21 protein-coding genes are annotated in these 25,041 nt (G+C 54.3%); all 21 read right to left on the bottom strand.

Features of this window, described 5'->3' with window-relative positions:
• Positions 1–38: 38 nt before the first annotated feature.
• On the bottom strand, positions 39–662 hold the full coding sequence (locus tag JMV15_RS04490) for an acetyltransferase (RefSeq protein WP_014717632.1): 624 nt from the start codon (positions 660–662) through the stop codon (positions 39–41).
• Positions 659–1,255, bottom strand: a complete 597-nt coding sequence (locus JMV15_RS04485; RefSeq protein ID WP_014717631.1) for a sugar transferase — start codon at positions 1,253–1,255, stop codon at positions 659–661. Before JMV15_RS04485 ends, JMV15_RS04490 begins: the two co-directional genes overlap by 4 nt.
• Positions 1,256–1,339: 84 nt before the next feature.
• Positions 1,340–2,491, bottom strand: a complete 1,152-nt coding sequence (locus JMV15_RS04480) for a glycosyltransferase family 4 protein (protein WP_014717630.1) — start codon at positions 2,489–2,491, stop codon at positions 1,340–1,342.
• A 17-nt stretch (positions 2,492–2,508) separates the two neighbouring features.
• Complete coding sequence (locus JMV15_RS04475) at positions 2,509–3,483, bottom strand: NAD-dependent epimerase/dehydratase family protein (RefSeq protein ID WP_014717629.1); 975 nt, start codon at positions 3,481–3,483, stop codon at positions 2,509–2,511.
• A gap of 50 nt (positions 3,484–3,533) precedes the next feature.
• Positions 3,534–4,580, bottom strand: a complete 1,047-nt coding sequence (locus tag JMV15_RS04470; protein WP_231125704.1) for a hypothetical protein — start codon at positions 4,578–4,580, stop codon at positions 3,534–3,536.
• A gap of 58 nt (positions 4,581–4,638) precedes the next feature.
• Positions 4,639–5,898: a glycosyltransferase family 4 protein gene (locus tag JMV15_RS04465; protein WP_014717627.1), complete on the bottom strand. Its 1,260-nt coding sequence runs from the start codon at positions 5,896–5,898 to the stop codon at positions 4,639–4,641.
• 21 nt (positions 5,899–5,919) lie between these two features.
• Positions 5,920–7,185 (bottom strand): O-antigen translocase, encoded by a 1,266-nt coding sequence (locus JMV15_RS04460; protein ID WP_014717626.1) that lies wholly within the window; start codon positions 7,183–7,185, stop codon positions 5,920–5,922.
• 45 nt (positions 7,186–7,230) lie between these two features.
• Positions 7,231–8,367, bottom strand: a complete 1,137-nt coding sequence (gene rffA, locus JMV15_RS04455; RefSeq protein ID WP_014717625.1) for a dTDP-4-amino-4,6-dideoxygalactose transaminase — start codon at positions 8,365–8,367, stop codon at positions 7,231–7,233.
• A gap of 193 nt (positions 8,368–8,560) precedes the next feature.
• Complete coding sequence (gene rfbA / locus JMV15_RS04450; RefSeq protein ID WP_014717624.1) at positions 8,561–9,433, bottom strand: glucose-1-phosphate thymidylyltransferase RfbA; 873 nt, start codon at positions 9,431–9,433, stop codon at positions 8,561–8,563.
• Between the two features lie 410 nt (positions 9,434–9,843).
• On the bottom strand, positions 9,844–11,148 hold the full coding sequence (locus JMV15_RS04445; protein ID WP_014717623.1) for a Wzz/FepE/Etk N-terminal domain-containing protein: 1,305 nt from the start codon (positions 11,146–11,148) through the stop codon (positions 9,844–9,846).
• Between the two features lie 325 nt (positions 11,149–11,473).
• On the bottom strand, positions 11,474–11,704 hold the full coding sequence (locus JMV15_RS04440; protein ID WP_014717622.1) for a LapA family protein: 231 nt from the start codon (positions 11,702–11,704) through the stop codon (positions 11,474–11,476).
• A gap of 24 nt (positions 11,705–11,728) precedes the next feature.
• Entirely contained in the window at positions 11,729–12,025 is a 297-nt protein-coding gene (ihfB, locus tag JMV15_RS04435; protein ID WP_003189779.1) for an integration host factor subunit beta, read from the bottom strand.
• A 130-nt stretch (positions 12,026–12,155) separates the two neighbouring features.
• On the bottom strand, positions 12,156–12,440 hold the full coding sequence (locus JMV15_RS04430; RefSeq protein WP_003189775.1) for a hypothetical protein: 285 nt from the start codon (positions 12,438–12,440) through the stop codon (positions 12,156–12,158).
• Between the two features lie 160 nt (positions 12,441–12,600).
• Positions 12,601–14,286, bottom strand: a complete 1,686-nt coding sequence (gene rpsA / locus JMV15_RS04425; protein WP_003189774.1) for a 30S ribosomal protein S1 — start codon at positions 14,284–14,286, stop codon at positions 12,601–12,603.
• A 120-nt stretch (positions 14,287–14,406) separates the two neighbouring features.
• Positions 14,407–15,096, bottom strand: coding sequence for a (d)CMP kinase (gene cmk / locus JMV15_RS04420; RefSeq protein ID WP_003189772.1), 690 nt, complete (start codon positions 15,094–15,096; stop codon positions 14,407–14,409).
• Positions 15,093–17,303, bottom strand: coding sequence for a bifunctional prephenate dehydrogenase/3-phosphoshikimate 1-carboxyvinyltransferase (locus JMV15_RS04415; protein ID WP_038449508.1), 2,211 nt, complete (start codon positions 17,301–17,303; stop codon positions 15,093–15,095). Before JMV15_RS04415 ends, cmk begins: the two co-directional genes overlap by 4 nt.
• Before the next feature lie 28 nt (positions 17,304–17,331).
• Positions 17,332–18,444, bottom strand: a complete 1,113-nt coding sequence (gene hisC, locus JMV15_RS04410; protein ID WP_038449507.1) for a histidinol-phosphate transaminase — start codon at positions 18,442–18,444, stop codon at positions 17,332–17,334.
• Between the two features lie 9 nt (positions 18,445–18,453).
• Positions 18,454–19,548: a prephenate dehydratase gene (gene pheA, locus JMV15_RS04405; protein ID WP_003172650.1), complete on the bottom strand. Its 1,095-nt coding sequence runs from the start codon at positions 19,546–19,548 to the stop codon at positions 18,454–18,456.
• Positions 19,548–20,633, bottom strand: coding sequence for a 3-phosphoserine/phosphohydroxythreonine transaminase (serC, locus tag JMV15_RS04400; RefSeq protein ID WP_019820637.1), 1,086 nt, complete (start codon positions 20,631–20,633; stop codon positions 19,548–19,550). Before serC ends, pheA begins: the two co-directional genes overlap by 1 nt.
• A gap of 242 nt (positions 20,634–20,875) precedes the next feature.
• Positions 20,876–23,530, bottom strand: coding sequence for a DNA gyrase subunit A (gene gyrA / locus JMV15_RS04395; RefSeq protein WP_014717617.1), 2,655 nt, complete (start codon positions 23,528–23,530; stop codon positions 20,876–20,878).
• A gap of 424 nt (positions 23,531–23,954) precedes the next feature.
• A complete protein-coding gene (gene mtnA / locus JMV15_RS04390) occupies positions 23,955–25,025 on the bottom strand; it encodes an S-methyl-5-thioribose-1-phosphate isomerase (protein ID WP_069868330.1) in 1,071 nt (356 codons plus the stop codon).
• Positions 25,026–25,041 lie beyond the last annotated feature (16 nt).

Genomic DNA, 25,041 nt, shown 5'->3' with positions numbered 1-25,041 from the left:
TTATCGTCCGGAGCAGCCAATTAGAACAGCACGAAGCCTCATGTCTTGAAAAGAACACGTGCAGGTACACCGACAACCGTCAAAGCGTCAGCGATATCAGTCACTACCGCCGCACCGGCGCCAATCACTACTTCTGTACCTATGCGTAGCGACTGTCGAACGCTGGACCCAATACCAACCCAACTCAGCTTGCCAACCTCAATCCCGCCAGCAAGCCGTGCGCCTGGGCAAATATGCACGCCATCGTGTATGACACAATCATGATCGACACTGCAGCCGGTGTTGAGTATTACACCACGACCAATCACAGCATCTACATTGACGACGACGCCAGCCAGAACCAGAGAACCGATACCGATCGAGGCGTATTGACTGATGACCGCATGGGGATGAATTAGCGAGACGATCTTTGCGCCGACTGATTTCAATTCGTTCAACTTGCCATAGCGTATCCTATTATTACCGATGGCGATGAACACCCCGTCATAATCGTCCAGGCGAGTTAACAGCTGGGCTGAACCGCCGATGACCTCCCAATGGCCATTTTGCTGCCGAGTGGGCCAGGCGTCATCAAAGAAATCTACTTGTTTCCAGCCGCAGGCTTGGGCTGTATCAGCCACCACCTTGCCATGCCCACTAGCCCCCAGTACAGCCAATTTCATAGGGGGTCACCTCCAGTGAATTTGGACATGGTAGCCTCGCCTTCAGCACTGATACCGTCCCTGACAATCACCTTCTTCACCGTCAGGTAAATGATCTTGAGGTCGAGCAAAAAGCTGGCGTTGTCCACATACCACACATCCAGCTTGAACTTTTCCTCCCAACTGATCGCATTGCGTCCATTTACTTGGGCCCAGCCGCTAAGGCCAGGACGGACCTCATGACGACGCAACTGCTCAGGCGAATACAAAGGCAGATACTCCATCAACAGTGGCCTTGGCCCCACCAGACTCATATCACCCTTGAGCACATTCCATAAGCCAGGTAGCTCGTCCAAGCTGGAGGAGCGCAAAAACGAGCCAAAAGGCGTCATACGCTCCGAATCAGGCAATGTATTGCCCTGTTCATCCGTTGCATCGCGCATGGTTCGAAACTTTATCATCTCGAAAGGGACGCCATTGAGGCCAGGTCTTACCTGTCTGAACAAGACTGGCGAACCGAGGTTTTTCTTGATTCGCCAGGCAACCAGCGCGAGGACAGGCCACAGAAAAAACAACGCGGCAAAAGAAGCGAAAAAATCAAAACACCGTTTCATCCATCTACCCACATTAAATCATGCCATTCAATTACTAGAGTTTCGAACCCCAGGCTAACTCAACAGAAGCCTTGCCATAGCCACTTAGCGAGCCTTGTTCAATAAGGATGTTATATAGCTATACATCTCTTGAACAATGAATGCTTGAGAAAAATCTTTATGAGCCCTGAGCTCCGCGGCCTTGGACATCCGCTTTCGCATTGCCTCATCGGAATAAAACTTCAAGATGGCAGCGCTCAATTCACCAACCGAGCCCGCGCGGTGAAAGATCCCCGTCACACCCTCTTTCACAGCGTCAGTCAGCCCATAAATCCGGGACGCAATGGCAGGCAGGCCGACACCGGCTGCCTGGATCGTCGCCAGGCTAAAGCCTTCACGATAACTGGGAATACAAAATACATCCGCAGCCGCCATGTAGCTTTCTGGCACTTGGGTGTAACCAATCCGGTGATAGCGGTTACCAAACGGTACCATCAACTCCTTCAGGCGACCATCAAGGCCATCCTCATCGGGACCCACTACCAACAGGTGGGCGTTTGGCAGATTAGCAGCTAGGGCCCTGAAAGCCTGCCCCAATTCCGGAACACCCTTCACATGGGTAAGGCGCGCCATGAATAGATAAACCACATCCGCCTCAGGTATGCCAAGCGATTCACGTATATCCCGACGCAATTGCGCGCTCGGCTTGAAACGCGCAACGTCAACACCACTGATGGACCCCTGACCCAGGACGCTGATTTTGCTCGGGCTGACGACTCTTTGCGAAACAAGAAACTCCCGTTGAGAAGGGCTGTCGGCTAGTAAGCTGGTAGCGCAGAACGATAACAGCCTATCCAGATTTTTGAGTCCAATGCGCGCAATTCCCTGCTTGGTAAACCAGACTTGGCCTGTGAAAATATGCACACGTACAGGCGTACGCGCAAAGAATCCTGCCAACATAGAAAGAAGGCCCGACTTGGGCATGATCGACAAAACGCAGTCGAACTTCTCTTTAGAAAAGATCCGGTACAGCGCGATCAATGACTTCAAGTCGCTGAGCAGTGACACTTGCCTTTCAATCGGAAGCGGTAAGAACCGGACGTTCTCACCCAACATTCCAACTACGTCGGCCTCCGTACCATTTGCCATAAGTGTAATGCTGTGGGTTTCTGCCAGCTTATTCACATGCTCAAGCATGAACGCTCGGAGGGCGACGGGCACTGTTGCGACGATACAGATTTTTTTAAGATGAGCCATGCGCTACCACCATAAATTCAGGAAACTTGCTCAGTTCGAGCTGTAATCAAGCCAGGAACAGCTTCAGGAATAGAGCTACCAAAATCGAAGCCCAAGGTGCTCTTGATACGCGCGGCGCTGTAGCCAACACGCTTAGTTAACGCATCCACACGCTCCGGGGTCAAAGGCAATCGCATGAAAGGAGAAAGTAGACGAATCAATATTCGTACTCCTCGTTCGGGCAACCTCAAGCGCGGGATCGACACCCCCTGACTCCTGGCCATTTGATCAATAACCTCCTTCAATAGGCAGTCATTTGACAGTATGAACGTCTCCCCGACAGCCCTACGATCAATTGAGCATATCAATAGCGCTCGGACGACATCGTCCACGTGAACATAGGTGGACAAAGCCCCTTCGACGCCTATATAGAAGAATAATCGCTTGCGTACGACACTCGCCATTTGAAAGAAAGACTGGTTAGACATGTCTTTCCCAATGACGATCGAGGGTCTGATGATCGTGTAGGTAAATAGGGGCTGTATGGAGGCTAGAGCCACAACCAATTCATCAGCAATTGTCTTGGTCACCTCATACTCCCCGACCGGGGCGGGAGTGAAGCTCTCGTCCACGGTTGTGGGAAGAGATGCACCTTTGGCTTGCGGCCCATATGCGCCAGTGCTGCTGAGCTGGACCCAATGAATGGCTCGGCCCGTACGCATGATTTCTTCGCTCACCGCTTGAAGCAAGTTTCTGGTACCCCCAACATGCAGAGCGTACATCAGCGCTGTATTTTTGACTTCTCCTGCACAATGGTAAACAACGTCGCAGCCCTGGACAAATTCGACCAGTGCTTTCCCCCCTGATACAAGGTCGCCCTTAATGCAACGCGCAGCCCCCCCCTGCATGTCATCACGACGAGAAAGCTGAGTAATACGGTCACCACGCGCAGATAACGCTGCTAACAGCAGCTTCCCGATAAAACCACTTCCCCCCGTTATTGAAACGTTCATGCATACAACTCCGCTGTAGTGAGGCCCAACTAAAACTCTACCCGCAACGTTCAGCTGGCAGTTTGCCCTTGTAGAAATAGTTTCTTGCGCTGATAAATAATCACACTACAGATGATAAAGCTGACATAAGCATACATACGCAGCCTCATAGCCGTACCAAGATTATCATTACCTAGCAACCATATAATCGAGTAAACAACCGAAAATACAAACATGAAGTTAACAAAAGAATTTGCGTATATCCGATTCCTAACAACATAAACAAACGCTATCGAAAAAGGGATACTTTCTAATAAAAACACAAACACTGCCATAATATTTGGGAAGTAGAGACCAAACAACTGGTAAAGCAGGTTTAGTGTAAAATCGGGGATAAACATTAACGCAGAGTCGAAACGAATCCCCAAACTTGCACCACCCTCCACACCATCGAACAGCCCTCTATAAGCCATTAGCGGCTCAAAAAAACCCAAAATATAAAAAACATTCAACGCAAGAAGCATAGGGATCACATGCAGAAAGAATGACAATTTCCGCACACGAAACATAAAAAAGCCAAAATAGGAAATCAAAAACGCGAAACCGAGGTACCCTCGAAACAGATAAAGTAAGTAACCATGGCCAAATACAACAACCATATAGAACAGCTTTTTCAACGGAGACTCAGAGTGGATTGACCATTTCACAAACAGTAATCCCGACAAAAAAACGAACAACATGAACACGTCTCGATAGATATCGAGCGTATAGTAAAAAAGTGTTGGATACATACTGACAGCGATGGCAATGCCCAAGTAAATCTTTGTTTTGTAGGGGTAGCCTTTAACCAACGCAAGACGGCCACACAAAATCGGAATGACCAAGACACCCAGCACCATCAAAAAAATACTAACGCCCACCCGCGAATAGAGCCCTACCTCATTCAGCGCTCTCAACCAGTCAGGCCAGACGCTAGATGTCAGAGATTCCTCACCCAAGGCATAAGCGTCATAGAAGTCTGCATCGCTGCCGCCCGAAAACAGTGTCGTCGGACTGGAGATAAACATAAAGAAAAAGCCGACTTTTACAATGACGAGCGCTATAAAGATAAACAACATCACCATGCTCCGACACTCAAGCAAACGGAAGAAAAACAGAGCGCAGAGTCTTTAGTAATCACAGAACATGCTCATATTTTTTGCTATATCTTTCACCAGAAGTAATTTTCGCGCTGAGCTCACAGGCAACAAAACGAAACATGAAGGAGTAAAATATAAACGACGACTTTTTAATGGGTGGAGACGTCTCGAAAGCATCAACAAAATTATCCGCACAGGCATTCATATTGAACGCTTTGCTTCTCACAAGATGCCGCTGTGACAATGTCTCTCTATCTGCGGCATCAAGCACACTGTATTGCGCGATCAAGTCGTAGAACTTAAATTTTTCGAAATCCATGCCCTGCTCATGGTAATCATATCCAGGCAGTTCAGAAAAGTACCCATAGGATGTGGCGGCTTGTTCGTTTTCAATAGCTGTAATGCATGCCAGTCCATTTGCTGCTGCATGCAGCAAAGCTGTACCTGTACCAATAAACAGGTGGTGCGTTGAGAGTTCCTCATCAAGCCGCGAATATTCTAGATCGCCTTCGAGGATGACGCTATCCTGCAAATTCAACTCCGCAATCCTGGCGGCCATAATTTCGCTTAAAGGTCCGGAACCGAAGATACTATAAGTAAAGTCGATGCCATTGTCTTTTAGCTCTCGGGCAACATCCAACATATATAAATTGTAGGTCTTGAACTCTACAAGGCGCCCCACTGAAACAAGTCGAAGCTTATCGCCTGACACCTTCGATTCGCCACGAAGGCTGGGCATATCCACTCCGAGGGGGAACAGCTTAAACGGGTACGCAGGGAAATTATTAGCCTTCGCGGTTTTATCTACGGAGGACTGATTAAAAAATAAAACCATTGGCGGCGCGCCAAACAGCTTGTTTCGAAAGTAGCTCTCGTAAATTGGAAGTTTGTCTCCACCCCATGAAAGTTCGTTAGCATGATAAATCCCAAATACGCATTTAAGATTTTGAGATAAACAGGAAGCGAGCCGTTGAGCACACAGATAAGTCAATGCATTAGAGACGTGTATAGCCTCACAGTCGGAAAACAGCGCTTCGACCTTTTTTGAGCTCAGCGGAAGCATCAGCTTTGCTTTCTCGCCCACCCCGTCGACAGAAAGGCTCAACAAATCTTGCCAATAATAGACATCGGAAAACTTTTGAAGCTCAATCAACAGCTTTGGATTAATGAGTTTTTTATAGAGAAACACAAACTGTGGGCGTACGCCTTTGGCGCTCAACTCTTTAACTAGGCGGACGAAAAAAGTCTCAATACCCCCTAACCCCAGTGACGACTGTACAAACAAGACCTTTTTCATACTATCTCCAATATCAATTTATTATTCAAGACGCCGAACTGATTTCCCTAGATAAATCCAGAAACCCACAACACAAACGATGAAATAAATTATATACGTAGCCATGTATCCGAGCATCACTCCCTGTACACCATTATACAAAAATGATGCAGTGAACACTGCTCCTAAAAATACAATGCTTTGAAAAAACTCAGCTACTACATAGAGCTTCGTGGCAGCTTTGGCCACAGCCACATAACCGATCACATATGCGGATATCCTAAAAAAATCACCGGCCAATTGATATATGATTAACTCTTCAAGCTCTTTGAAATCGGACGACAAAGCCAGCACCAGAAAAAAAGATCGCCCAACATACAAAACGGTACCGCCAAGGATAAACAGCAGCATCACAAAAGCCAGATATCTAAACACTAACCGTGCTATAACTTTCTTATCATGCTGCTCGGATATCATGGGCATGAAATAATACCCAAGAAACATACTAAAAAAACCAAGGTAGGCACTTGAGAGCTTTATCGCACCTTGCCATAGACCTGCTTGATGATACCCCTCACTCGTAATGAGATAATTCCTTACCACCATCTCGACTACCGGAAAAGCAACCGCACTGGTAAACAACATAAGCGAAAACGGTGCCAACAACTTTACTGGCAACTGACGCAGAGCCAATAATTTTACTTGCCCTTTAAAGCTCGACTTGAAAAAGACCATTATACCCGGGAGCAACGGAGAAACCACTATCACGCAGAGCGCGATAACTGCACCATTCCAACCAAACTTTGCAATGAGTGCCCAGGCAACGGGAATGGCCAAGAAACCACCAACGATTTGGATGATCGCAAAAACCCTTGTCTCCTTTAAACCGTTAACTACGCCAACTATCAAATTCGTTAATGCAAAGCCATATTGGGCAAAACCAACTAAGATAATTATCCAAAAATATTTCACATCCCCCATAATAACTTTGGCAAGGGGGCCTGAGAAAAATAGGCAGATAACCAACAAGGCGACAGAGAAATACGATGCATACGAAAATGCCCCAGATACAAAATGGAGCATCTTCGGTGGCAGGATTTTGTATTCAGCTACATATTTAATGACGCCATTGGTTATCCCTCCCCCCGCAATCAGAGACAAGATGGTAATTAAACTCATTAACTGGCCTAAGCTACCCAGGCCTTCAGCTCCCAAATACACCGCTACTAATTTTAGCACGATGAATCCAGCAAGTATTTTTGTTAAATGAGCGAACCCCGTCCACATGGCACTATATAAACCAGACACAAAACCCACCCGAGCGTTATAAGACTACAATTACACAGACCCGCCTCAGAGAGAGCCGTAAAAGCTTGTTACCGCAGCTATAACCGTCTGGACCTGCTGTTCGCTCAATCCATACCATACTGGCAGACGAATCAGCTTTTCGCTTTCAGCCGTAGTGAAACGATCTACACCTTCAAATCGACTGAACTTCTCGCCTGCAAGTGCCGAGTGAAGCGGAACATAGTGAAAAACGGCACCAACACCTGCCGATTTCAAGTGCGCCAGCAGCGCTGCTCGCGTACTGAGATCGCTGACTTTAATATAAAACATATGGCCATTGTGCTCACAATCGGTCGGAATGGTAGGCAATACCAACTTGCCTGCCTCCGCCAGACCCTGTAAGCCGACCTTGTACGAGTTCCAAATTTTCAATCTCGTTTCATTAATCAGAATACTATTATCGAGTTGCCCCCAAAGATAGGCAGCTTGAATATCTGATGGAAGGTAACTACTTCCTACATCGACCCAGCTGTATTTATCAACCATACCTCGGAAGTATTGATTGCGATTGGTACCCTTTTCACGAATGATTTCAGCACGCGAGGAAAACCGCTCATCGTTGATGATTAAGCCTCCGCCCTCACCCGCGCTTGTATAGTTCTTGGTTTCGTGAAAACTAAAGGCAGCCAAATGACCTATCGTGCCCAACGGACGCCCTTTATAAGTTGACATCATCGCTTGTGCCGCGTCTTCAATAACGAATAGATCGTGCCGCCGAGCAATATCCATGATCGTATCCATTTCGCACGCTACACCGGCGTAGTGAACAGGGACAATCGCCTTGGTCTTGTCCGTAATGGCCGCTTCAATAAGGGTCTCGTCAAGATTCATGGTATCGGGGCGCACGTCCACGAACACAATACGAGCGCCGCGTAACACGAAAGCGTTTGCGGTGCTGACAAACGTATAACTCGGCATGATGACTTCGTCACCGGGCTGGATATCGATCAGCAATGCCGCCATTTCCAAAGCCTGGGTACAGGAAGGCGTCAGCAGGAATTTGTCGCAGCCTAGCGTCTCCTCAAACCAATTTTTGCATAAGGCAGAATACTCGCCATCACCTGATATTTTTTCGCTTCTCATCGCAGCTAGAACATATTGATCTTCACTGCCAGTGTAGGGTGGTCTATTAAATGCAATCATCATTTTCTCTTAAAACTCAGTTCGAAGCCTCAAAAAGTCTAGCTTTTTTCCATATTCAGCAGACCAGTATACGACCAGCTCGCGCCTCGACTCAGCATTTTCAGGGTACGCTCTGAAAAATCCCAAGCGCTGAGTCAGCGCCTGGAAAATTATGCCACACAGCAAGCCTGATCTGAGTTGATCGGCGTATACCTTATTTTTTTTCTCGTGCGATGCTTAGCAAATACTGACCGTAAGCGTTTTTACTGAGACTTTCTCCGATCTGACCCAACTGATTAGCCGTCAGCCAGCCGTTAGTAAAGGCAATTTCTTCAAGGCATGCGACCTTGTACCCTTGGCGCTTCTCCAGGGTCTCAACGAAATGGGCGGCCTCGAGCAGGCTTTCATGCGTCCCTGTATCGAGCCATGCAAAACCACGTCCGAGAAGCTCCACCCTAAGGTCTCCTCGATTCAGGTAGGCCTCATTGATGCTAGTGATTTCCAGCTCCCCACGAAGAGATGGTTTCACCTGCTTAGCTATTTCCACAACATCATTGTCGTAAAAATAAAGTCCGGTCACGGCAAAATTGGACTTGGGTTTGGACGGCTTTTCTTCGATCGAAATCGCACGCTTTTGCTCGTCAAACTCTACGACGCCGAAACGCTCCGGGTCTTTTACCTGATAACCGAATACGCTTGCGCCACTCGCCTGCCCAGCAGCCGAACGGAGCATCGGGCTGAAACCTTGACCATAAAAAATATTGTCGCCTAGCACCAGGCACACCGAATCATCGCCAATGAACTCTTGGCCGATAATGAAAGCTTGAGCAAGGCCATCAGGCTGCGGTTGAACTGCATAGCTGATATTCACGCCAAAATCACTTCCGTCGCCAAGCAAGCGCTTGAAGCCATCGATATCCACGGGTGTGCTGATCAGTAAGATATCGCGGATACCCGCCAGAAAAAGGACGGACAATGGATAATAAATCATTGGCTTGTCATATACAGGTAACAGCTGCTTGGAGACGCCTTTGGTTATCGGATAAAGCCGCGTACCGGAACCACCCGCCAAAACAATACCTTTCATTGGTTTTAAACTTCCTTTGTCAAGCCGATAAAATTATCGGGCAGCGGTGCTGCCCTTGAATATTGCTAACGAGTGTGCAGGGGGGGCAAATGCTGGCGACGTCAGACTTCGCGGTTGTACGAAGGCACACCTTCATCACCTCGGACCTGAGCCAGAGCGCGCTCGCGCCAATTGCAAGTGCAGCACAGCAAATACAAGCCTAGTAGAGTTATTGAAGCCGCGTTCGAAAAACCAGACAAGCCGATAAAAATCGAGCATGGCTGAGCCTGACAAGTATAGGAACACTACCGCTCGCCATTTGACATATACACCCATGAATAAGTATCGAAGCTTTCAAGGATAATGTATCACATTAAAAATTGAGTTCACCTGAAACCAAGCTGATAGTTTCAGGCAAACCGACACAAGCTTCAAACAACCGTATTACTTACCAACAAGACAGGTCTCGCAGCTCGCTGCTGGCTAAGGATAGAGCGGATGGCAACAATTGCAATACCGAGCACACCCCCTAATAACAAACCGAATATGATTATCAGCTTCCGATTGGGCTTGATTGGATTAATGGGCTCCAAAGCTTGCTTATCAATTGTCACCAACTTTAAGCGACTCATGTCAATAGCGAGCCCCTGCAACCGCACAGCTTCGGCGCGCAAAGACTGAACGCCCGCAAGAAAAATATCTTCATTCTGGCGGCTATTTAAAATTTCAATTTCGCGATTATTTTCGAGCAACTGCAATTCCTTGGCAATTTCTCCAACCCTCTTAGCAGTGAAGTCGTCTGATTTACGCTGCTGCAGAACACTACGCTCAGCCTCCAAAGCCTCTGTCCCCATGAAATAAAGCGGGATCTGCTGATTATTGACTTCGGTTCGCATAGTAGTGGACGAACCCGCACGATCCGCCTCACCTAATGAGGTAGGTGTAGTTGGCTTACGAATCCCCAAAGACTTGGCGATGCCGATAGCCTCGTTTAGATACGCGACTCGGTCGTAGCGTTCTGTCTTGAGTTGAGCACGAAGAGCCTTAAGTTCATCGCGCAGTTGAGCACGCCGTAAGTTATTGGACTCTTGCAATGAGGCAACTCTGGCTTCTTTGTCATTATTATAATTAGAACGCGCAGCATCAAGTTTACCATTCAATTCGTTCAGTCGATTTTTTACAATAACATTCAGGTCTGCCGCTATATGTTCTCTTTCCGTATTTATAGCGTAATTCACAAATCCATTTAAGATGGAAACGCCATCAACATCTTTAGGGTAATTCATCTCAATTCGAATGAAGGAACTGAGAATATCTGTTTTCTTTGGATCAGGGAGGGACAAACTGATCGAGTTGCGATTGAACTCCTCGAAGCTCTGCTCAAGTGTCCTACCTGGACGCTCAAACGCCCTGAAGAGCTTCTGATTTTCGCGAAAGAAACCAAGCCTAGTTTCATAGGACTCCAGCGCAGCGCCCACTCTTGTCAATGCCTCACCAGGAGGCAGGGAGTAAATCTCCGAGCGATTTAGGGCGTCCAGCTCATTAAGAGCAGCAGGTCTCAACACACTGCTGACCTGATACACAGGAGTGGCGATAAAAGCGTATGCCAAAGCAACCAAGCCTACCGCGGCAGTGACTAAAACGATGAATACCTTCTGCCTGAGGACAGCCTCAGAAACTGCCATAAAGCTGATTTCAAACTGAGGAACCGGGGGGGCGCGAAAACTACTACTCACAACAAAAACCTGCCTTCAAGAGAAACTGCGGGCTCGTTATGCAGACAAAATTGTGTATTTTTATACTAATTGGATAATCGTCAAAAAACAGCGTCTCTGCCGAATTTTAAGCGCACAAAATGCCCGTTATCGAGAACAGATTCCATTCTGCCATCTCTCCGACATATTACAAGTCTTGACATGTATGTAAGAAAATTCTGATTTTCAAGGGGAACCGTCTGAACCAGCCAGGCTAAGCATACGGGCAGTCGGGGAAAAACTCAAACCGATCCATTACAAAGAATTTTCTGACAAACGGTCTATCAATCCTCTATTCCCAGGGCCTCTAGGCAATCGCCTTATTCGGACGCCTACGAACAAATGCCGCCAACACCGGCCCAATCACCATCCCCACAATCAAAGCCACCACCACAAACACCGCCACCGGCATCTGCGCAGTACTCCACCCCAGGAATGACAGCGCCACGCCCTGCTGGTTCTCCAGCACAAACGCCAGAACCACCAAAGCCGCAAGCACTGCAATCAACACCGCAACAACGCGCTTAACCCCACGCATACTCTTCTCCTTCCCCAAAAACACTCAGACGCCTTCTTCCTCTTCTTCGTTCACCCGATCGCGCAATTCCTTGCCCGGTTTGAAGTGGGGAACGAATTTGCCGTCGAGGCTGACGGATTGGCCGGTTTTTGGGTTGCGGCCTACGCGGGGTGCGCGGTAGTGCAGGGAGAAGCTGCCGAAGCCGCGGATTTCGATGCGATCTCCGGTGGCCAGGCATTGGGACATTTGCTCAAGCATGGTCTTGATAGCCAGCTCTACATCCTTGGATGAGAGCAGCCCTTGATGGGTGACAATTCGTTCGATCAACTCCGACTTCGTCATATTTTTCCCTTCTTTTTCAAGCAGCTAGGAAAAGCGCTCCGAAGGTTTTAGCATGAGTTGATGAATTTGAACAGCCCATGTGTCAACTTATCTGAGGCTGAATAAACACGTTCAGCAAGCAGCCAACTCCTTACTTACAGATCACCAACATGGTCCGCGTCACCGCGCCAGCAGGGTTCCAGCCGAACAGGTAGTCGCCCTCTTCGTCCTCTGCATCGCTGGAGCGGGTTATGACCTTGTAGCCCTGCATCTTGCACTCACGGGCGGCGCGCTTCTCGCACTTTTCCCACTTGTTGCCCAGGCCTGAGCAGTCGATCTCGATGCCACTGACGCCACGCTTGGCGTGGGTCTTGGCACTGGTGGAGGAGCAGCCTGCAAGCACGAGCAAGGCGAGTATTACGATAATTCTGTTCATTCAAACCCTTATTGAGTCAGCAACGCGAAATAGCCGTTTTCAAGACTATAGTCAGTTCTGACATTGGGCTGAATGCCTTGGTTCGGTGCAGTTGCTTCATCAAATTTCAGGCACAAAAAAGGGCGACCGAAGTCGCCCTTTTTCTACAGCTTTACAGAACTTAGTTCTGCTTAGCCATTGCCTGGCGCAGCAGTGCCGCCATAGTGGTGTCAGCAGCAGCTTCCGGAGCAGCTTCTTTCAGGCTCTGGATAGCTTCTTTCTCTTCCACTTCGTCTTTCGACTTGATGGAGAGCTGAATCACGCGGCTCTTGCGGTCAACGCTGATGATCTTGGCTTCTACTTCCTGGCCTTCTTTCAGTACGTTGCGCGCGTCTTCAACGCGGTCACGGCTGATTTCGGAGGCTTTCAGAGTCGCTTCGATATCGTCGGCCAGAACGATGATGGCGCCTTTGGCGTCAACTTCTTTCACAGTGCCTTTAACGATGGCGCCTTTGTCGTTCTCTTGAACGTACTCGGAGAACGGATCGCTTTCCAGTTGCTTGATGCCCAGGGAGATGCGCTCGCGCTCTGGGTCAACAGACAGGATAACGGTGTCCAGCTCGTCGCCCTTCTTGAAACGACGAACAGCTTCTTCGCCAACTTCGTTCCAGGAGATGTCGGACAGGTGAACCAGGCCGTCGATGCCGCCGTCCAGACCAATGAAGATACCGAAATCGGTGATCGACTTGATGGTGCCGGAGATTTTATCGCCCTTGTTGAACTGGCCAGAGAAATCTTCCCATGGGTTAGATTTGCACTGCTTGATGCCCAGGGAGATACGACGACGCTCTTCGTCGATGTCCAGAACCATAACTTCCACTTCGTCGCCGACTTGTACGACTTTCGAAGGGTGGATGTTCTTGTTGGTCCAGTCCATTTCGGAAACGTGTACCAGGCCTTCCACGCCTTCTTCCAGCTCTGCGAAGCAGCCGTAGTCGGTCAGGTTGGTAACACGCGCGGTTACGCGGGTGCTTTCTGGGTAACGAGCTTTGATAGCAACCCATGGATCTTCGCCCAGCTGCTTCAAGCCCAGGGAAACGCGGTTACGCTCACGATCGTACTTCAGAACCTTGACATCGATCTCGTCGCCAACGTTGACGATTTCGGAAGGATGCTTGATACGCTTCCAAGCCATGTCGGTAATGTGCAGCAGGCCATCGACGCCACCCAGATCGACGAATGCGCCGTAATCGGTGAGGTTCTTGACGATACCTTTGACTTGTTGGCCTTCCTGCAGGGATTCCAGCAGAGCTTCACGCTCGGCGGAGTTCTCTGCTTCCAGCACGCTGCGACGGGAAACGACAACGTTGTTGCGCTTCTGGTCGAGCTTGATGACTTTGAATTCCAGTTCTTTGCCTTCCAGGTGCGTGGTGTCGCGCACTGGACGAACGTCGACCAAAGAACCTGGCAGGAACGCACGGATGCCGTTAACGTCGACAGTGAAGCCGCCTTTAACCTTACCGTTGATAACGCCCTTGACCACTTCTTCAGCTGCGAAGGCTGCTTCGAGAACAATCCAGCATTCAGCGCGCTTGGCTTTTTCACGGGACAGCTTGGTTTCACCGAAACCGTCTTCAACCGAGTCCAGAGCAACGTGAACTTCGTCACCGACATTGATAGTCAGGTCACCAGCATCGTTGTAGAACTGTTCCAGCGGGATCAGAGCTTCAGACTTCAGACCAGCGTGAACGGTTACCCAGCGAGCTTGGTAATCGATATCAACGATAACACCGGTGATGATGGAGCCTGCCTGAAGGTTCAGGGTTTTTAGGCTTTCTTCAAAGAGTTCCGCAAAGCTTTCGCTCATTTTAATTCCTGTTGATAAGGGCGAAGAATACGCCCATCTCCACACCCCAGACGGTGTGGGTCAGTTTCAGTTAAAAGAAGCCACCGCAGGACTATGACTGGTCCCCTGCGGCCTTCTTGATCACCCGGCGATATCGCGAATGGCGATTTCACTCATGATGCGTTCCAGCACCTGCTCGATGGACAACTCCGTGGAATCCAGCTGTATGGCGTCAGCCGCCGGCTTGAGCGGGGCTACCGCACGCTGGGTATCACGCTCATCGCGTGCACGGATCTCATCTAGCAGACTCGACAGACTAACACCATCGACTTTGCCCTTCAACTGCAAGTATCGGCGGCGTGCCCGTTCCTCGGCGCTGGCGGTCAGGAAAATCTTCAGCGGCGCCTCGGGAAATACCACCGTGCCCATGTCGCGGCCATCGGCCACCAGGCCCGGCGCCTCCTGGAATGCGCGCTGGCGCTGCAGCAGCGCCTCGCGCACGGCGGGCAACGCGGCCACTTGGGAGGCACCCGCACCGATACTCTCGGTGCGAATCACATCGCTGACTTCATCACCTTCCAGAATGATGCGCTGCAACTGACCCTCGGTCGCCGCAATGAACTGCACATCCAGATGGGCGGCAAGTTTCGTCAGCAATTCTTCGTTGGTCAGGTCCACACCATGGTTGTGCGCAGCAAACGCCAGCAGGCGGTACAGCGCGCCAGAATCCAGCAGGCACCAACCCAGGCGCTTGGCCAGAATGCCAGCGATTGTGCCTTTGCCCGAGCCGCTAGGCCCGTCGATGGTAATCACCGGTGCTTTGATATTCACAATTGAGCCTCTTGGGCAACACGGATGCCGACTTGGGCACACAGTGTCAGAAAGTTCGGAAAAGACGTAGCAACATTGGCACAGTCAAGGATACGAATAGGCGCCGTCGCCCGCAGGGAAGCCACACTGAACGCCATGGCAATCCGATGATCGCCATGGGCATGCACTTCACCGCCGCCCATCGGGCCACCGTCAATGATAAGCCCATCAGGCGTGGGTTCACACTTCACGCCCAGAGCCAACAGACGGTCGGCCATCACCTGGATGCGATCGGACTCCTTGAGGCGCAGCTCTTCGGCCCCGCGTAAAACAGTACGCCCCTGAGCGCAGGCTGCGGCAATAAACAGCACGGGAAACTCATCAATCGCCAACGGCACCAGGGCCTCTGGAATCTCGATACCCTTGAGCGCGGCAGCACGCACACGTAAATCCGCAACCGGCTCGCCGCCCACCTCACGCTGATTTTCGAGGGTGATATCAGCCCCCATCAGCCGCAGGATGTCGATCACACCGGTGCGGGTCGGGTTGATACCGACATGCTCCAGCAACAGCTCGGAGCCTTCGGCAATCGAGGCCGCCACCAGGAAAAACGCCGAAGACGAAATATCCCCTGGCACTTCAATACGCGTAGCGGTCAACCCATGCCCCGACGCCAGCGACGCCGTCGCGCCCTGCACCGCCACCGGGTAGCCAAAGCCGCGCAGCATGCGCTCGGTGTGGTCGCGGGTCGGTGCGGGCTCGGTCACCGAGGTTTTACCCTCAGCGTATAACCCCGCCAACAACAGGCAGGATTTCACCTGGGCACTGGCCATGGGCAGTACATAGTTCAAGCCCTTGAGCGATTGCCCGCCACGAATACTCAGCGGCGGACGCCCGTCCGGCCCGGTTTCGATGATCGCGCCCATTTCCCGCAGCGGCTTGGCCACGCGGTTCATCGGGCGCTTGGACAGCGAGGCATCGCCGGTCAGCACGCTGTCGAAGCTCTGCGCTGCCAACACACCGGCCAACAGGCGCATCGACGTGCCGGAATTGCCTACATAGATCGGCCCCGGCGCAGCCTTCAGGCCCTGCAGGCCGACGCCATGAATGGTCACGCGCCCATGGTGCGGCCCCTCGATCACCACGCCCATGTCGCGAAAGGCCTGCAAGGTCGCCAGGGCGTCTTCACCCTCAAGGAAGCCTTCCACCTCGGTCACACCCTCGGCCAACGACCCCAACATGATCGATCGGTGAGAGATCGACTTGTCACCCGGCACGCGAATGCGCCCGCTCAAGCGGCCACCCGGACTGGCGATGAAGGTCAGGTCATCGGTGTTCACTGCGGTTTCCATATAGGCCCGGCGCGCAAGGATTTTGCTGAAATGTTCACGCGCCACCCGCGCACGGGTGAACACGCCCAGCAGCTGATGGCCGTCTCCCGCATCCACCGCGTCGCGCAAGGCGTCGAGGTCACTGCGGAAGGTGTCCAGGGTGCGCAACACCGCTTCGCGATTGGCGAGGAAGATGTCGTGCCACATCACCGGATCGCTGCCGGCAATCCGCGTAAAATCGCGGAAGCCGCCGGCGGCGTAACGGAAAATCTCGAGGTTCTCGTTGCGCTTGGCCAAAGAATCCACCAAGCCAAATGCCAGCAGATGCGGCAAGTGGCTGGTGGCCGCCAACACTTCGTCGTGACGCTCGACCTGCATATGCTCCACATCCGCGCCCAGCTCGCGCCAGAGACGATCCACCACCGCCAACGCCGTGGGATCGGTTTGCGCAAGCGGCGTCAGGATGACCTTATGCCGACGAAACAACTGCGCATTGGAGGCCTCCACCCCGCTCTGCTCGGAACCCGCGATGGGATGACCCGGCACAAAGCGCGGCGGCATGCCACCAAACGCCAATCGTGCCGCGCGCACCACGTTGCCTTTGGCGCTACCCACATCGGTAAGGATCGCTTGCCCGAGGTCCATGCCCGCCAGTACCGCCAGCAACTTCTCCATGGCCAGGATCGGCACGGCAAGCTGGATCACATCCGCGCCCTGGCACGCAACGGCCAGGTCCGCCTCACAGCGGTCCACCACCCCCAACTCCACCGCCAACGTGCGCGATTGCGGGTCGAGGTCCACCCCCACCACTTCGCCACATAGCCCGCTTTCACGCAGGCCTTTGGCGAAGGAACCACCGATCAACCCCAGTCCGACCACCACCAGGCGACCGATCATAGGCACAGCAGGTTGCAATGCAGTGACATCAACCACGGGCCAGAACCTTGGCCAGCGCCTCAAGGAAGCGGCTGTTCTCAGCCGGCAAACCGATGGTGATACGCAGGTGGTTCGGCATCCCGTAGTTGGCTACCGGGCGTACGATCACACCCTCGCGCAGCAAGCCCTGGAACACCGGCGCGGCCACTTGGCCGAGGTCGACGCAGATGAAGTTGCCCTTGGACGGAATCCAGCCCAGGCCCAGCTCACGAAAGCCTTCCTGCAATTGCAGCATGCCGCTTTCGTTGAGGCGACGGCCTTCTTCCAGGTATTCGGCATCCTTCACCGCCGCACAGGCGGCCGCCAGGGCCAGACTGTTGACGTTGAACGGCTGGCGCACGCGGTTCAGCACATCGGCCACCACAGGCGTGGACAAGCCATAACCGACCCGCAACGACGCTAGGCCATAAGCCTTGGAGAACGTACGCGACACCAGCAGGTTCGGGTAGGCCGCAAGGAAATCCAGGCCGTCGGGCAGGTCGCTGCCTTCGGCGTACTCGATGTAGGCTTCGTCCAGCACGACCAGCACATGCTGGGGCACGTCCTGCAGGAATTCGTTCAGTGCCTGCTCGTCAAACCAGGTGCCGGTCGGGTTGTTCGGGTTGGCGATAAACACCACGCGAGTCTGGGCATCGATGGCCGCCAGCATCGCCGGCAGGTCATGGCCCCAGTCCTTGGCAGGAATCACGCGAGCATCTGCCCCCACCGCCTGGGTCACAATCGGGTAGACCGCAAACGCGTGCTCGCTGAACACCGCATTCAAACCTGGCGCCAGGTAGGCACGGCCGACCAGCTCAAGGATGTCGTTGGAGCCGTTGCCCAAGGTCACTTGATTCAACTCGACCCGGCACTTGTCCGCCAGTAGCGACTTGAGGGCAAAACCGTTGCCATCGGGATAACGGGTCAGCTCGGCCAGCTCTTCACGAATCGCCGCCAACACTTTGGGGCTCGGGCCCTGCGGGTTTTCGTTACTCGCCAGTTTGACGATCTTGGACGGGTCCAGATTCAACTCGCGGGCCAACTCGTCCACAGGCTTGCCTGGAACGTAAGGCGAGAGTTGTTGCACGCCCGGCTGCGCCAGGGCGAGGAAATTGCCACTCATGTCAAAGCCTCACAAAACCGCTTTCGGGTAAGAGCCCAGCACCTTGAGTGCCACGGCTTCCTGACTGATCTTCTCCAGCACGCCCTTGACCAGCGGGTCGCGGTGATGGCCGATGAAGTCGATAAAGAACACATAGGTCCACTTACCGCTGCGCGAAGGACGAGTCTCGATGCGCGTCAGGTCAATCCCGTTATCGTGGAACGGCACCAGCAGCTCATGCAACGCGCCGGGTTTGTTGCTCATGGAAACGATAATTGAAGTCTTGTCGTCGCCGGTGGGCGGCACTTCCTGGCTGCCGATCATCAAAAAGCGCGTGGAGTTATCCGGGCGGTCTTCGATCTTCTCAGCCAGGCGCGTCAGGCCGTAGAGGCCCGCGGCCATATCGCCGGCAATCGCCGCCGAGTTCCACTCACCCTTGACCCGCTTGGCCGCTTCGGCGTTGCTGGACACCGCCACGCGCTCGACATTCGGGTAATGGGCGTCCAGCCACTTGCGGCACTGGGCCAGGGACTGGGCGTGGGAATAGATACGGCTGATGCTGTCGGTCTTGGTGTTTTCACCCACCAGCAGGTGGTGGTGGATACGCAACTCCACCTCACCGCAGATCACCATGTCGTGTTCGAGGAAGCTGTCCAGCGTGTGGTTGACCGCACCTTCGGTGGAGTTTTCCACCGGCACCACGCCAAAATTCACCGCACCGGCGGCGACTTCACGGAAAACTTCGTCGATGGCCGCCATCGGCTTGCTGATCACCGCATGGCCGAAGTGCTTCATGGCCGCTGCCTGGGTGAAGGTGCCCTCAGGGCCGAGGTAAGCCACTTTCAGTGGCTGCTCCAGCGCCAGGCACGAGGACATGATTTCACGGAACAACCGCGCCATCTCTTCGTTGCCCAACGGGCCCTTGTTGCGCTCCATCACGCGCTTGAGCACCTGGGCTTCACGCTCGGGGCGGTAGAACACCGGCACTTCGCCTTCCGCCAGCGACGCCATTTTCACCCGGGCTACTTCCTGGGCGCAGCGCGCACGCTCACTGATCAGTTCCAGGACCTTCTCGTCCAGGCTGTCAATGCGTACGCGCAGGGCCTTGAGTTCTTGCTCAGACATTAGCCGTGTTCCTTCTCGAACTCTGCCATGTAGGCAACCAGCGCATTGATGGCGTGGATGTCGACGGCGTTATAAATGGAGGCGCGCATGCCACCCACCGAGCGGTGGCCCTTGAGGTTCAGCAGGCCGCGCTCGTCGGCGCCAGCCAGGAACGGCTTGTCCAGGCGGTCGTCCGCCAGGCGGAACGGCACGTTCATCCACGAGCGGTCGGTGAGGTTGATCGGGTTGCTGTACAGGCCGCTGGCGTCGATGAAGTCGTACAGGGTGCGCTTCTTCTCTTCGTTCAACTTACCCATGGCCGCCACACCACCCTGCTCCTTGAGCCATTCGAACACCAGGCCCGACAGGTACCAGGCAAACGCCGGCGGGGTGTTGTACATCGAGCCGTTATCAGCCGCGACCTTGTAGTTGAGCATAGTGGGGCACAGGGAACGGGCGCGGCCCAGCAGGTCTTCGCGGATGATATTGACCAGGATGCCGCTTGGGCCGATGTTCTTTTGCGCGCCGGCGTAGATCATGCCGTATTTGGACACATCGATCGGACGCGAGAGGATGTCCGAGGACATGTCGCACACCAGCGGAACGTCACCGACTTGCGGCACCCAATCAAATTCCAGGCCACCGATGGTTTCGTTCGCGACGTAGTGAACGTAGGCCGCGTCTTTGGACAGCTTCCACTCGTTCTGACCGGGAATGGCGAAGTAGTCGTAGGGCTTGGCGGTGCCTGCCACGTTGACATGGCCGTAGCGCGAGGCTTCTTCGATAGCCTTCTGACCCCAGATACCGGTGTCGATATAGTCGGCAGTCCCGCCTTCTGGCAGCAGGTTCAGCGGTAACTGGGCGAACTGCTGGCTCGCACCACCTTGCAGGAACAGCACTTTGTAATGGGATGGGATGTCCAGCAAGTCGCGCAGGTCCTGCTCGGCCTTGTTGGCGATGGACACGAACTCATCGCTGCGATGGCTCATTTCCATCACGGAGAGGCCTTTTCCATGCCAGTCGAGGAGTTCACCCTGCGCACGCTGCAGGACTGCTTCAGGAAGCGCCGCGGGACCGGCACAGAAGTTATAGGCTCTCTTGCTCACATCCAATCTCACTCTGATCTGGTGGGGCTGCAATCATGTCAGCAACGCCCTCATTCTGGAGCGGACATCTGTGGGAGCTGGCTTTCCTGCGATAGCAGCGCCGCGGTATCACTGAATGACCGAGGCGCCTGCATCGCAGGCAAGCCAGCTCCCACATGGACCGCGTCCAGGCAAAGGGCGCTGTGTTTCATAGGGGACAAACAACAAGGGGGCGAATCTTCATCCGCCCCCTGTGTGTCCGCTTATTCCTGCGGTTCTTCTTCGTCTGCGGCAGCGTCGAGGGTTGGCTCGTCAACGTTGTCATCGCCAGCTGCGATCACCTCGCCTTCGAATTCCTCACCTTCGAGCTCTTCGCCTTCGACTTCCGAAGGCTCCTGCACACGCTCCAGGCCGACCAGTTTTTCGTCCTTGGCCAGCTTGATCAGGGTCACGCCCTGGGTGTTACGGCCCAGGCTCGACACTTCCGCCACACGGGTACGCACCAGGGTGCCCTGGTCGGAAATCAGCATGATCTCCTCGCCGTCGAGCACCTGCACCGCGCCGACGAGACGGCCGTTGCGGTCGTTGCTGACCATGGCGATCACGCCCTGGCCGCCACGCTTGTACTCCGGGAACTCACTGATGGCGGTGCGCTTGCCATAACCACGCTCGGAAGCGGTGAGGATCTGGCTGCCTTCTTCCGGGATCAGCATCGAAATCAGCTTCTGCCCTTCCGGCAGGCGCATGCCGCGTACACCGCGGGCGGTACGGCCCATGGCTCGTACGTCGGATTCCTTGAAGCGTGTGACCTTGCCGCCATCGGAGAACAGCATGACTTCGCGCTCGCCATCGGTGATGGCTGCGGAAATCAGCACGTCGCCTTCGTCCAGTTCCAAGGCGATCAGGCCCACGCTGCGTTGACGGCTGAAGGATTCCAGCGGGGTCTTCTTCACGGTGCCTTTGGCGGTGGCCATGAAGATGAAGTGACCTTCGGTGTATTCCTCGACCGGCAGCATGGTGGTGATGTATTCGTCACTGTCCAGCGGCAGCAGGTTGACCAACGGACGACCACGGGCAGCGCGGGAGGCCTCCGGGATTTCGTAGGTCTTGAGCCAGTACACCTTGCCTTTGCTGGAGAACAGCAGCAGCGTGGTGTGGCTGTTGGCGACCAGCAGGTGAGCGATGTAGTCCTCATCCTTCACGCCGGTAGCCGATTTACCTTTACCGCCACGACGCTGGGCCTGGTAGGCCGCCAACGGTTGGGTCTTGGCATAGCCACCGTGGGAGATGGTCACCACGCGCTCTTCTTCCGGGATCATGTCACCCAGGGTCAGGTCCAGGCGCGCATCGAGGATTTCGGTGCGGCGCACGTCGCCGTATTCGGCGCGGATCACTTCCAGTTCTTCGCGGATCACTTCCATCAGGCGCACAGCGCTGCTGAGGATGCGGATCAACTCGCCGATCTGGTTGAGGATCTCCTGGTACTCGGCCAGCAGCTTCTCGTGTTCAAGGCCGGTGAGGCGGTGCAGGCGCAGTTCCAGGATGGCCTGGGCCTGTTCTGGCGACAGGAAGTACTTGCCTTCACGCAGACCGTATTGCGGGTCCAGGGTCTCGGGGCGGCACGAGTCGGCGCCAGCGCGCTCAACCATCGCGACCACGGCACTGGATTCCCAAGGTGTGCTGATCAGCGCTTCCTTGGCTTCCGACGGGGTTGGCGAGGCCTTGATGAGGGCGATCACCGGGTCGATGTTCGACAGCGCAACCGCCTGGCCTTCCAGGATATGGCCACGCTCACGGGCCTTGCGCAGTTCGAACACGGTGCGGCGGGTGACCACTTCGCGACGGTGACGCACGAAGGCTTCCAGCAGGTCCTTGAGGTTCAGGATGCGCGGGCGGCCGTCGATCAGGGCAACCACGTTGATACCAAACACGCTTTGCAGCTGGGTCTGGGCGTAGAGGTTGTTGAGGATCACCTCCGGCACTTCGCCGCGGCGCAGCTCGATGACCACGCGCATGCCGTCTTTGTCGGACTCGTCGCGCAGCTCGGTGATGCCTTCCAGCTTCTTCTCTTTAACCAGCTCGGCGATCTTCTCGATCAGGCGTGCCTTGTTCAACTGGTAAGGGAGTTCGGTGATGACGATCTGCTGGCGGCCACCGACCTTGTCGATGTCTTCGATGATCGAGCGGGCGCGCATGTAAATGCGCCCACGGCCGGTGCGGTAGGCTTCGATGATGCCGGCGCGACCGTTGATGATCGCGGCGGTCGGGAAGTCCGGGCCGGGAATGTATTGCATCAGCTCATCGACGGTCAGCTCAGGGTTGTCGATAAGGGCCAGGCAACCGTCGATGACTTCACCGAGGTTGTGCGGCGGGATGTTGGTGGCCATGCCCACGGCGATACCGCTGGAACCGTTGACCAGCAGGTTGGGAATCCTGGTGGGCATGACAGCCGGGATCATTTCGGTGCCGTCGTAGTTCGGCACCCAGTCCACGGTTTCTTTATGCAGGTCGGCCAGTAGCTCGTGCGCCAGCTTGGTCATGCGCACTTCGGTGTATCGCATGGCCGCGGCGTTGTCGCCGTCCACCGAACCGAAGTTACCCTGGCCGTCTACCAGCAGGTAGCGCAGGGAAAACGGCTGCGCCATCCGAACGATGGTGTCGTACACCGCAGTGTCGCCGTGAGGGTGATACTTACCGATCACGTCACCGACAACACGGGCAGATTTCTTGTACGGCTTGTTCCAGTCGTTACCCAGCTCGCTCATCGCGAACAGCACACGCCGGTGCACGGGCTTCAAGCCATCGCGCGCATCAGGCAGTGCCCGACCGACAATTACGCTCATCGCGTAGTCGAGGTAGGACTGTTTCAGCTCGTCTTCGATATTGACCGGGAGGATTTCTTTGGCCAGTTCGCCCATGAGAAGCCTGATTCCTTTTTCGGGTGAAACCTCGTCACATCCATTCGGGACGAACGAAGCTCGCCGCTGCCGGCACGGTGCCTGACAACGACTTACGACAAATCAACGAGTTATGACACGGATCTGCACGTTATAGGCCACCCCTCGGGGCAGCCCTGGAAACCGCCGGATGTTATCACAATCGCCGCCACGCACCTATCCCCCTGATGCGCATGGAGGCTAGTAATTTGACGGATGACAGGCTTGAAGGGGACGAGAGGGGCTCAGAGGCGCGATGGTGCTTTTTTGCGAGGGTGGAATGCAGACGTTTTATTGACTTCAAGGGCCAATCGCAGGCAAGCCAGCTCCCACCTTTGATGTGTGAACACGGTTGAAGGTGGGAGCTGGCTTGCCTGCGATAGAGCCCCCACAGCCACCGACACCCTCAATGCAGGCGCTTACGACACATCAACTTGGCCAGTTTGGCAGTGTCTGGCCGCTCGACAATGCCTTTTTCGGTGACGATCACGTCGATCAGGTCCGCAGGGGTCACATCAAACACAGGGTTAAACGCCGCGATATCCAACCGCTGCCCATCCACCTCAAGCAACTCACCCATATCGCGCTGCTCCAGCGCAACATCCTCCCCCGTAGCCATCATCAAATCCAGGGTCGAACTCGACGCCACCACCATAAAGCGCACGCCATGGTGCATGGCACACACGGCCAACTGATAAGTGCCGATCTTACTGATCACATCGCCATTGGCCGCAATACAGTCAGCCCCCACCACCACCCAGGTCACGCCTTTGGTCTTGAGGATATGTGCCCCGGCGGAGTCGGCATTCACCGCCACCGGGATGCCCTGGCCCGCCAACTCCCACGCTGTAAGACGGGAGCCTTGCAGCCAGGGGCGGGTTTCATTGACATAGACCTGCTCGACCAGCCCCTCCAGATACGCGGCATGAATCACCCCGAGAGCTGTGCCAACGCCGCCGGAGGCCAACGCGCCGGCATTGCCATGGGTGAGGATCGCCTGGGCATTGCCCTGGTGCTTGCGAATCCGCTCCATGCCCAACTGGGCCATGACCACATTGGCCTCCCGGTCGCTCTCATGGATCGCGACGGCTTCGGCTTCCAGCGCCACCAGCGGGTCGGCGTGCTGCTTGAGGTGATCGAGGCGGTCGCGCATGCGCTGCAAGGCCCAGAACAGGTTCGATGCGGTCGGTCGGGTATGGGCCAGCAAGCCGTAGTCTTCTTCCCATGCAGCCTGCCAGTCACCACCCTCGGCGATACGCTCGCGGGCGGCCAGGACCAAGCCATAGGCGGCGCAGATGCCGATAGCCGGCGCGCCCCGCACCACCATGGTGCGAATGGCGTCGGCCACCGACTCAACGGTACTGCAGGCCACCCAGTGCGTCCGGGACGGCAAAACGCGCTGATCGAGCAGGTGCAGCGCGCCATCACGCCATTCGATGGCCTTCACTTTGTCTGCAGCCAACAGTCGGTCGCGCATCCCTTACCCCGCACTC

Origin of the sequence: Pseudomonas paracarnis, from assembly GCF_904063055.1 — a bacterium.
GTDB classification, from domain to species: domain Bacteria; phylum Pseudomonadota; class Gammaproteobacteria; order Pseudomonadales; family Pseudomonadaceae; genus Aquipseudomonas; species Aquipseudomonas paracarnis.
The sequence above is the reverse complement of the archived record's forward strand: the minus strand, read 5'-3'. Positions and strand labels throughout refer to the sequence as shown.

Coding starts and splice junctions, on each gene's coding strand:
- JMV15_RS04465 (WP_014717627.1), bottom strand. CDS start 5,898: ATGAAAAAGGTCTTGTTTGTACAGTCGTCACTGGGGTTAGGGGGTATT.
- JMV15_RS04470 (WP_231125704.1), bottom strand. CDS start 4,580: ATGTTGTTTATCTTTATAGCGCTCGTCATTGTAAAAGTCGGCTTTTTC.
- ihfB (WP_003189779.1), bottom strand. CDS start 12,025: ATGACGAAGTCGGAGTTGATCGAACGAATTGTCACCCATCAAGGGCTG.
- mtnA (WP_069868330.1), bottom strand. CDS start 25,025: ATGCGCGACCGACTGTTGGCTGCAGACAAAGTGAAGGCCATCGAATGG.
- JMV15_RS04485 (WP_014717631.1), bottom strand. CDS start 1,255: ATGAAACGGTGTTTTGATTTTTTCGCTTCTTTTGCCGCGTTGTTTTTT.
- JMV15_RS04430 (WP_003189775.1), bottom strand. CDS start 12,440: ATGAACAGAATTATCGTAATACTCGCCTTGCTCGTGCTTGCAGGCTGC.
- JMV15_RS04490 (WP_014717632.1), bottom strand. CDS start 662: ATGAAATTGGCTGTACTGGGGGCTAGTGGGCATGGCAAGGTGGTGGCT.
- hisC (WP_038449507.1), bottom strand. CDS start 18,444: ATGAGTGGCAATTTCCTCGCCCTGGCGCAGCCGGGCGTGCAACAACTC.
- JMV15_RS04480 (WP_014717630.1), bottom strand. CDS start 2,491: ATGGCTCATCTTAAAAAAATCTGTATCGTCGCAACAGTGCCCGTCGCC.
- rfbA (WP_014717624.1), bottom strand. CDS start 9,433: ATGAAAGGTATTGTTTTGGCGGGTGGTTCCGGTACGCGGCTTTATCCG.
- JMV15_RS04415 (WP_038449508.1), bottom strand. CDS start 17,303: ATGATCGGTCGCCTGGTGGTGGTCGGACTGGGGTTGATCGGTGGTTCC.
- JMV15_RS04440 (WP_014717622.1), bottom strand. CDS start 11,704: ATGCGTGGGGTTAAGCGCGTTGTTGCGGTGTTGATTGCAGTGCTTGCG.
- rffA (WP_014717625.1), bottom strand. CDS start 8,367: ATGATTGCATTTAATAGACCACCCTACACTGGCAGTGAAGATCAATAT.
- gyrA (WP_014717617.1), bottom strand. CDS start 23,530: ATGGGCGAACTGGCCAAAGAAATCCTCCCGGTCAATATCGAAGACGAG.
- pheA (WP_003172650.1), bottom strand. CDS start 19,548: ATGTCTGAGCAAGAACTCAAGGCCCTGCGCGTACGCATTGACAGCCTG.
- JMV15_RS04475 (WP_014717629.1), bottom strand. CDS start 3,483: ATGAACGTTTCAATAACGGGGGGAAGTGGTTTTATCGGGAAGCTGCTG.
- rpsA (WP_003189774.1), bottom strand. CDS start 14,286: ATGAGCGAAAGCTTTGCGGAACTCTTTGAAGAAAGCCTAAAAACCCTG.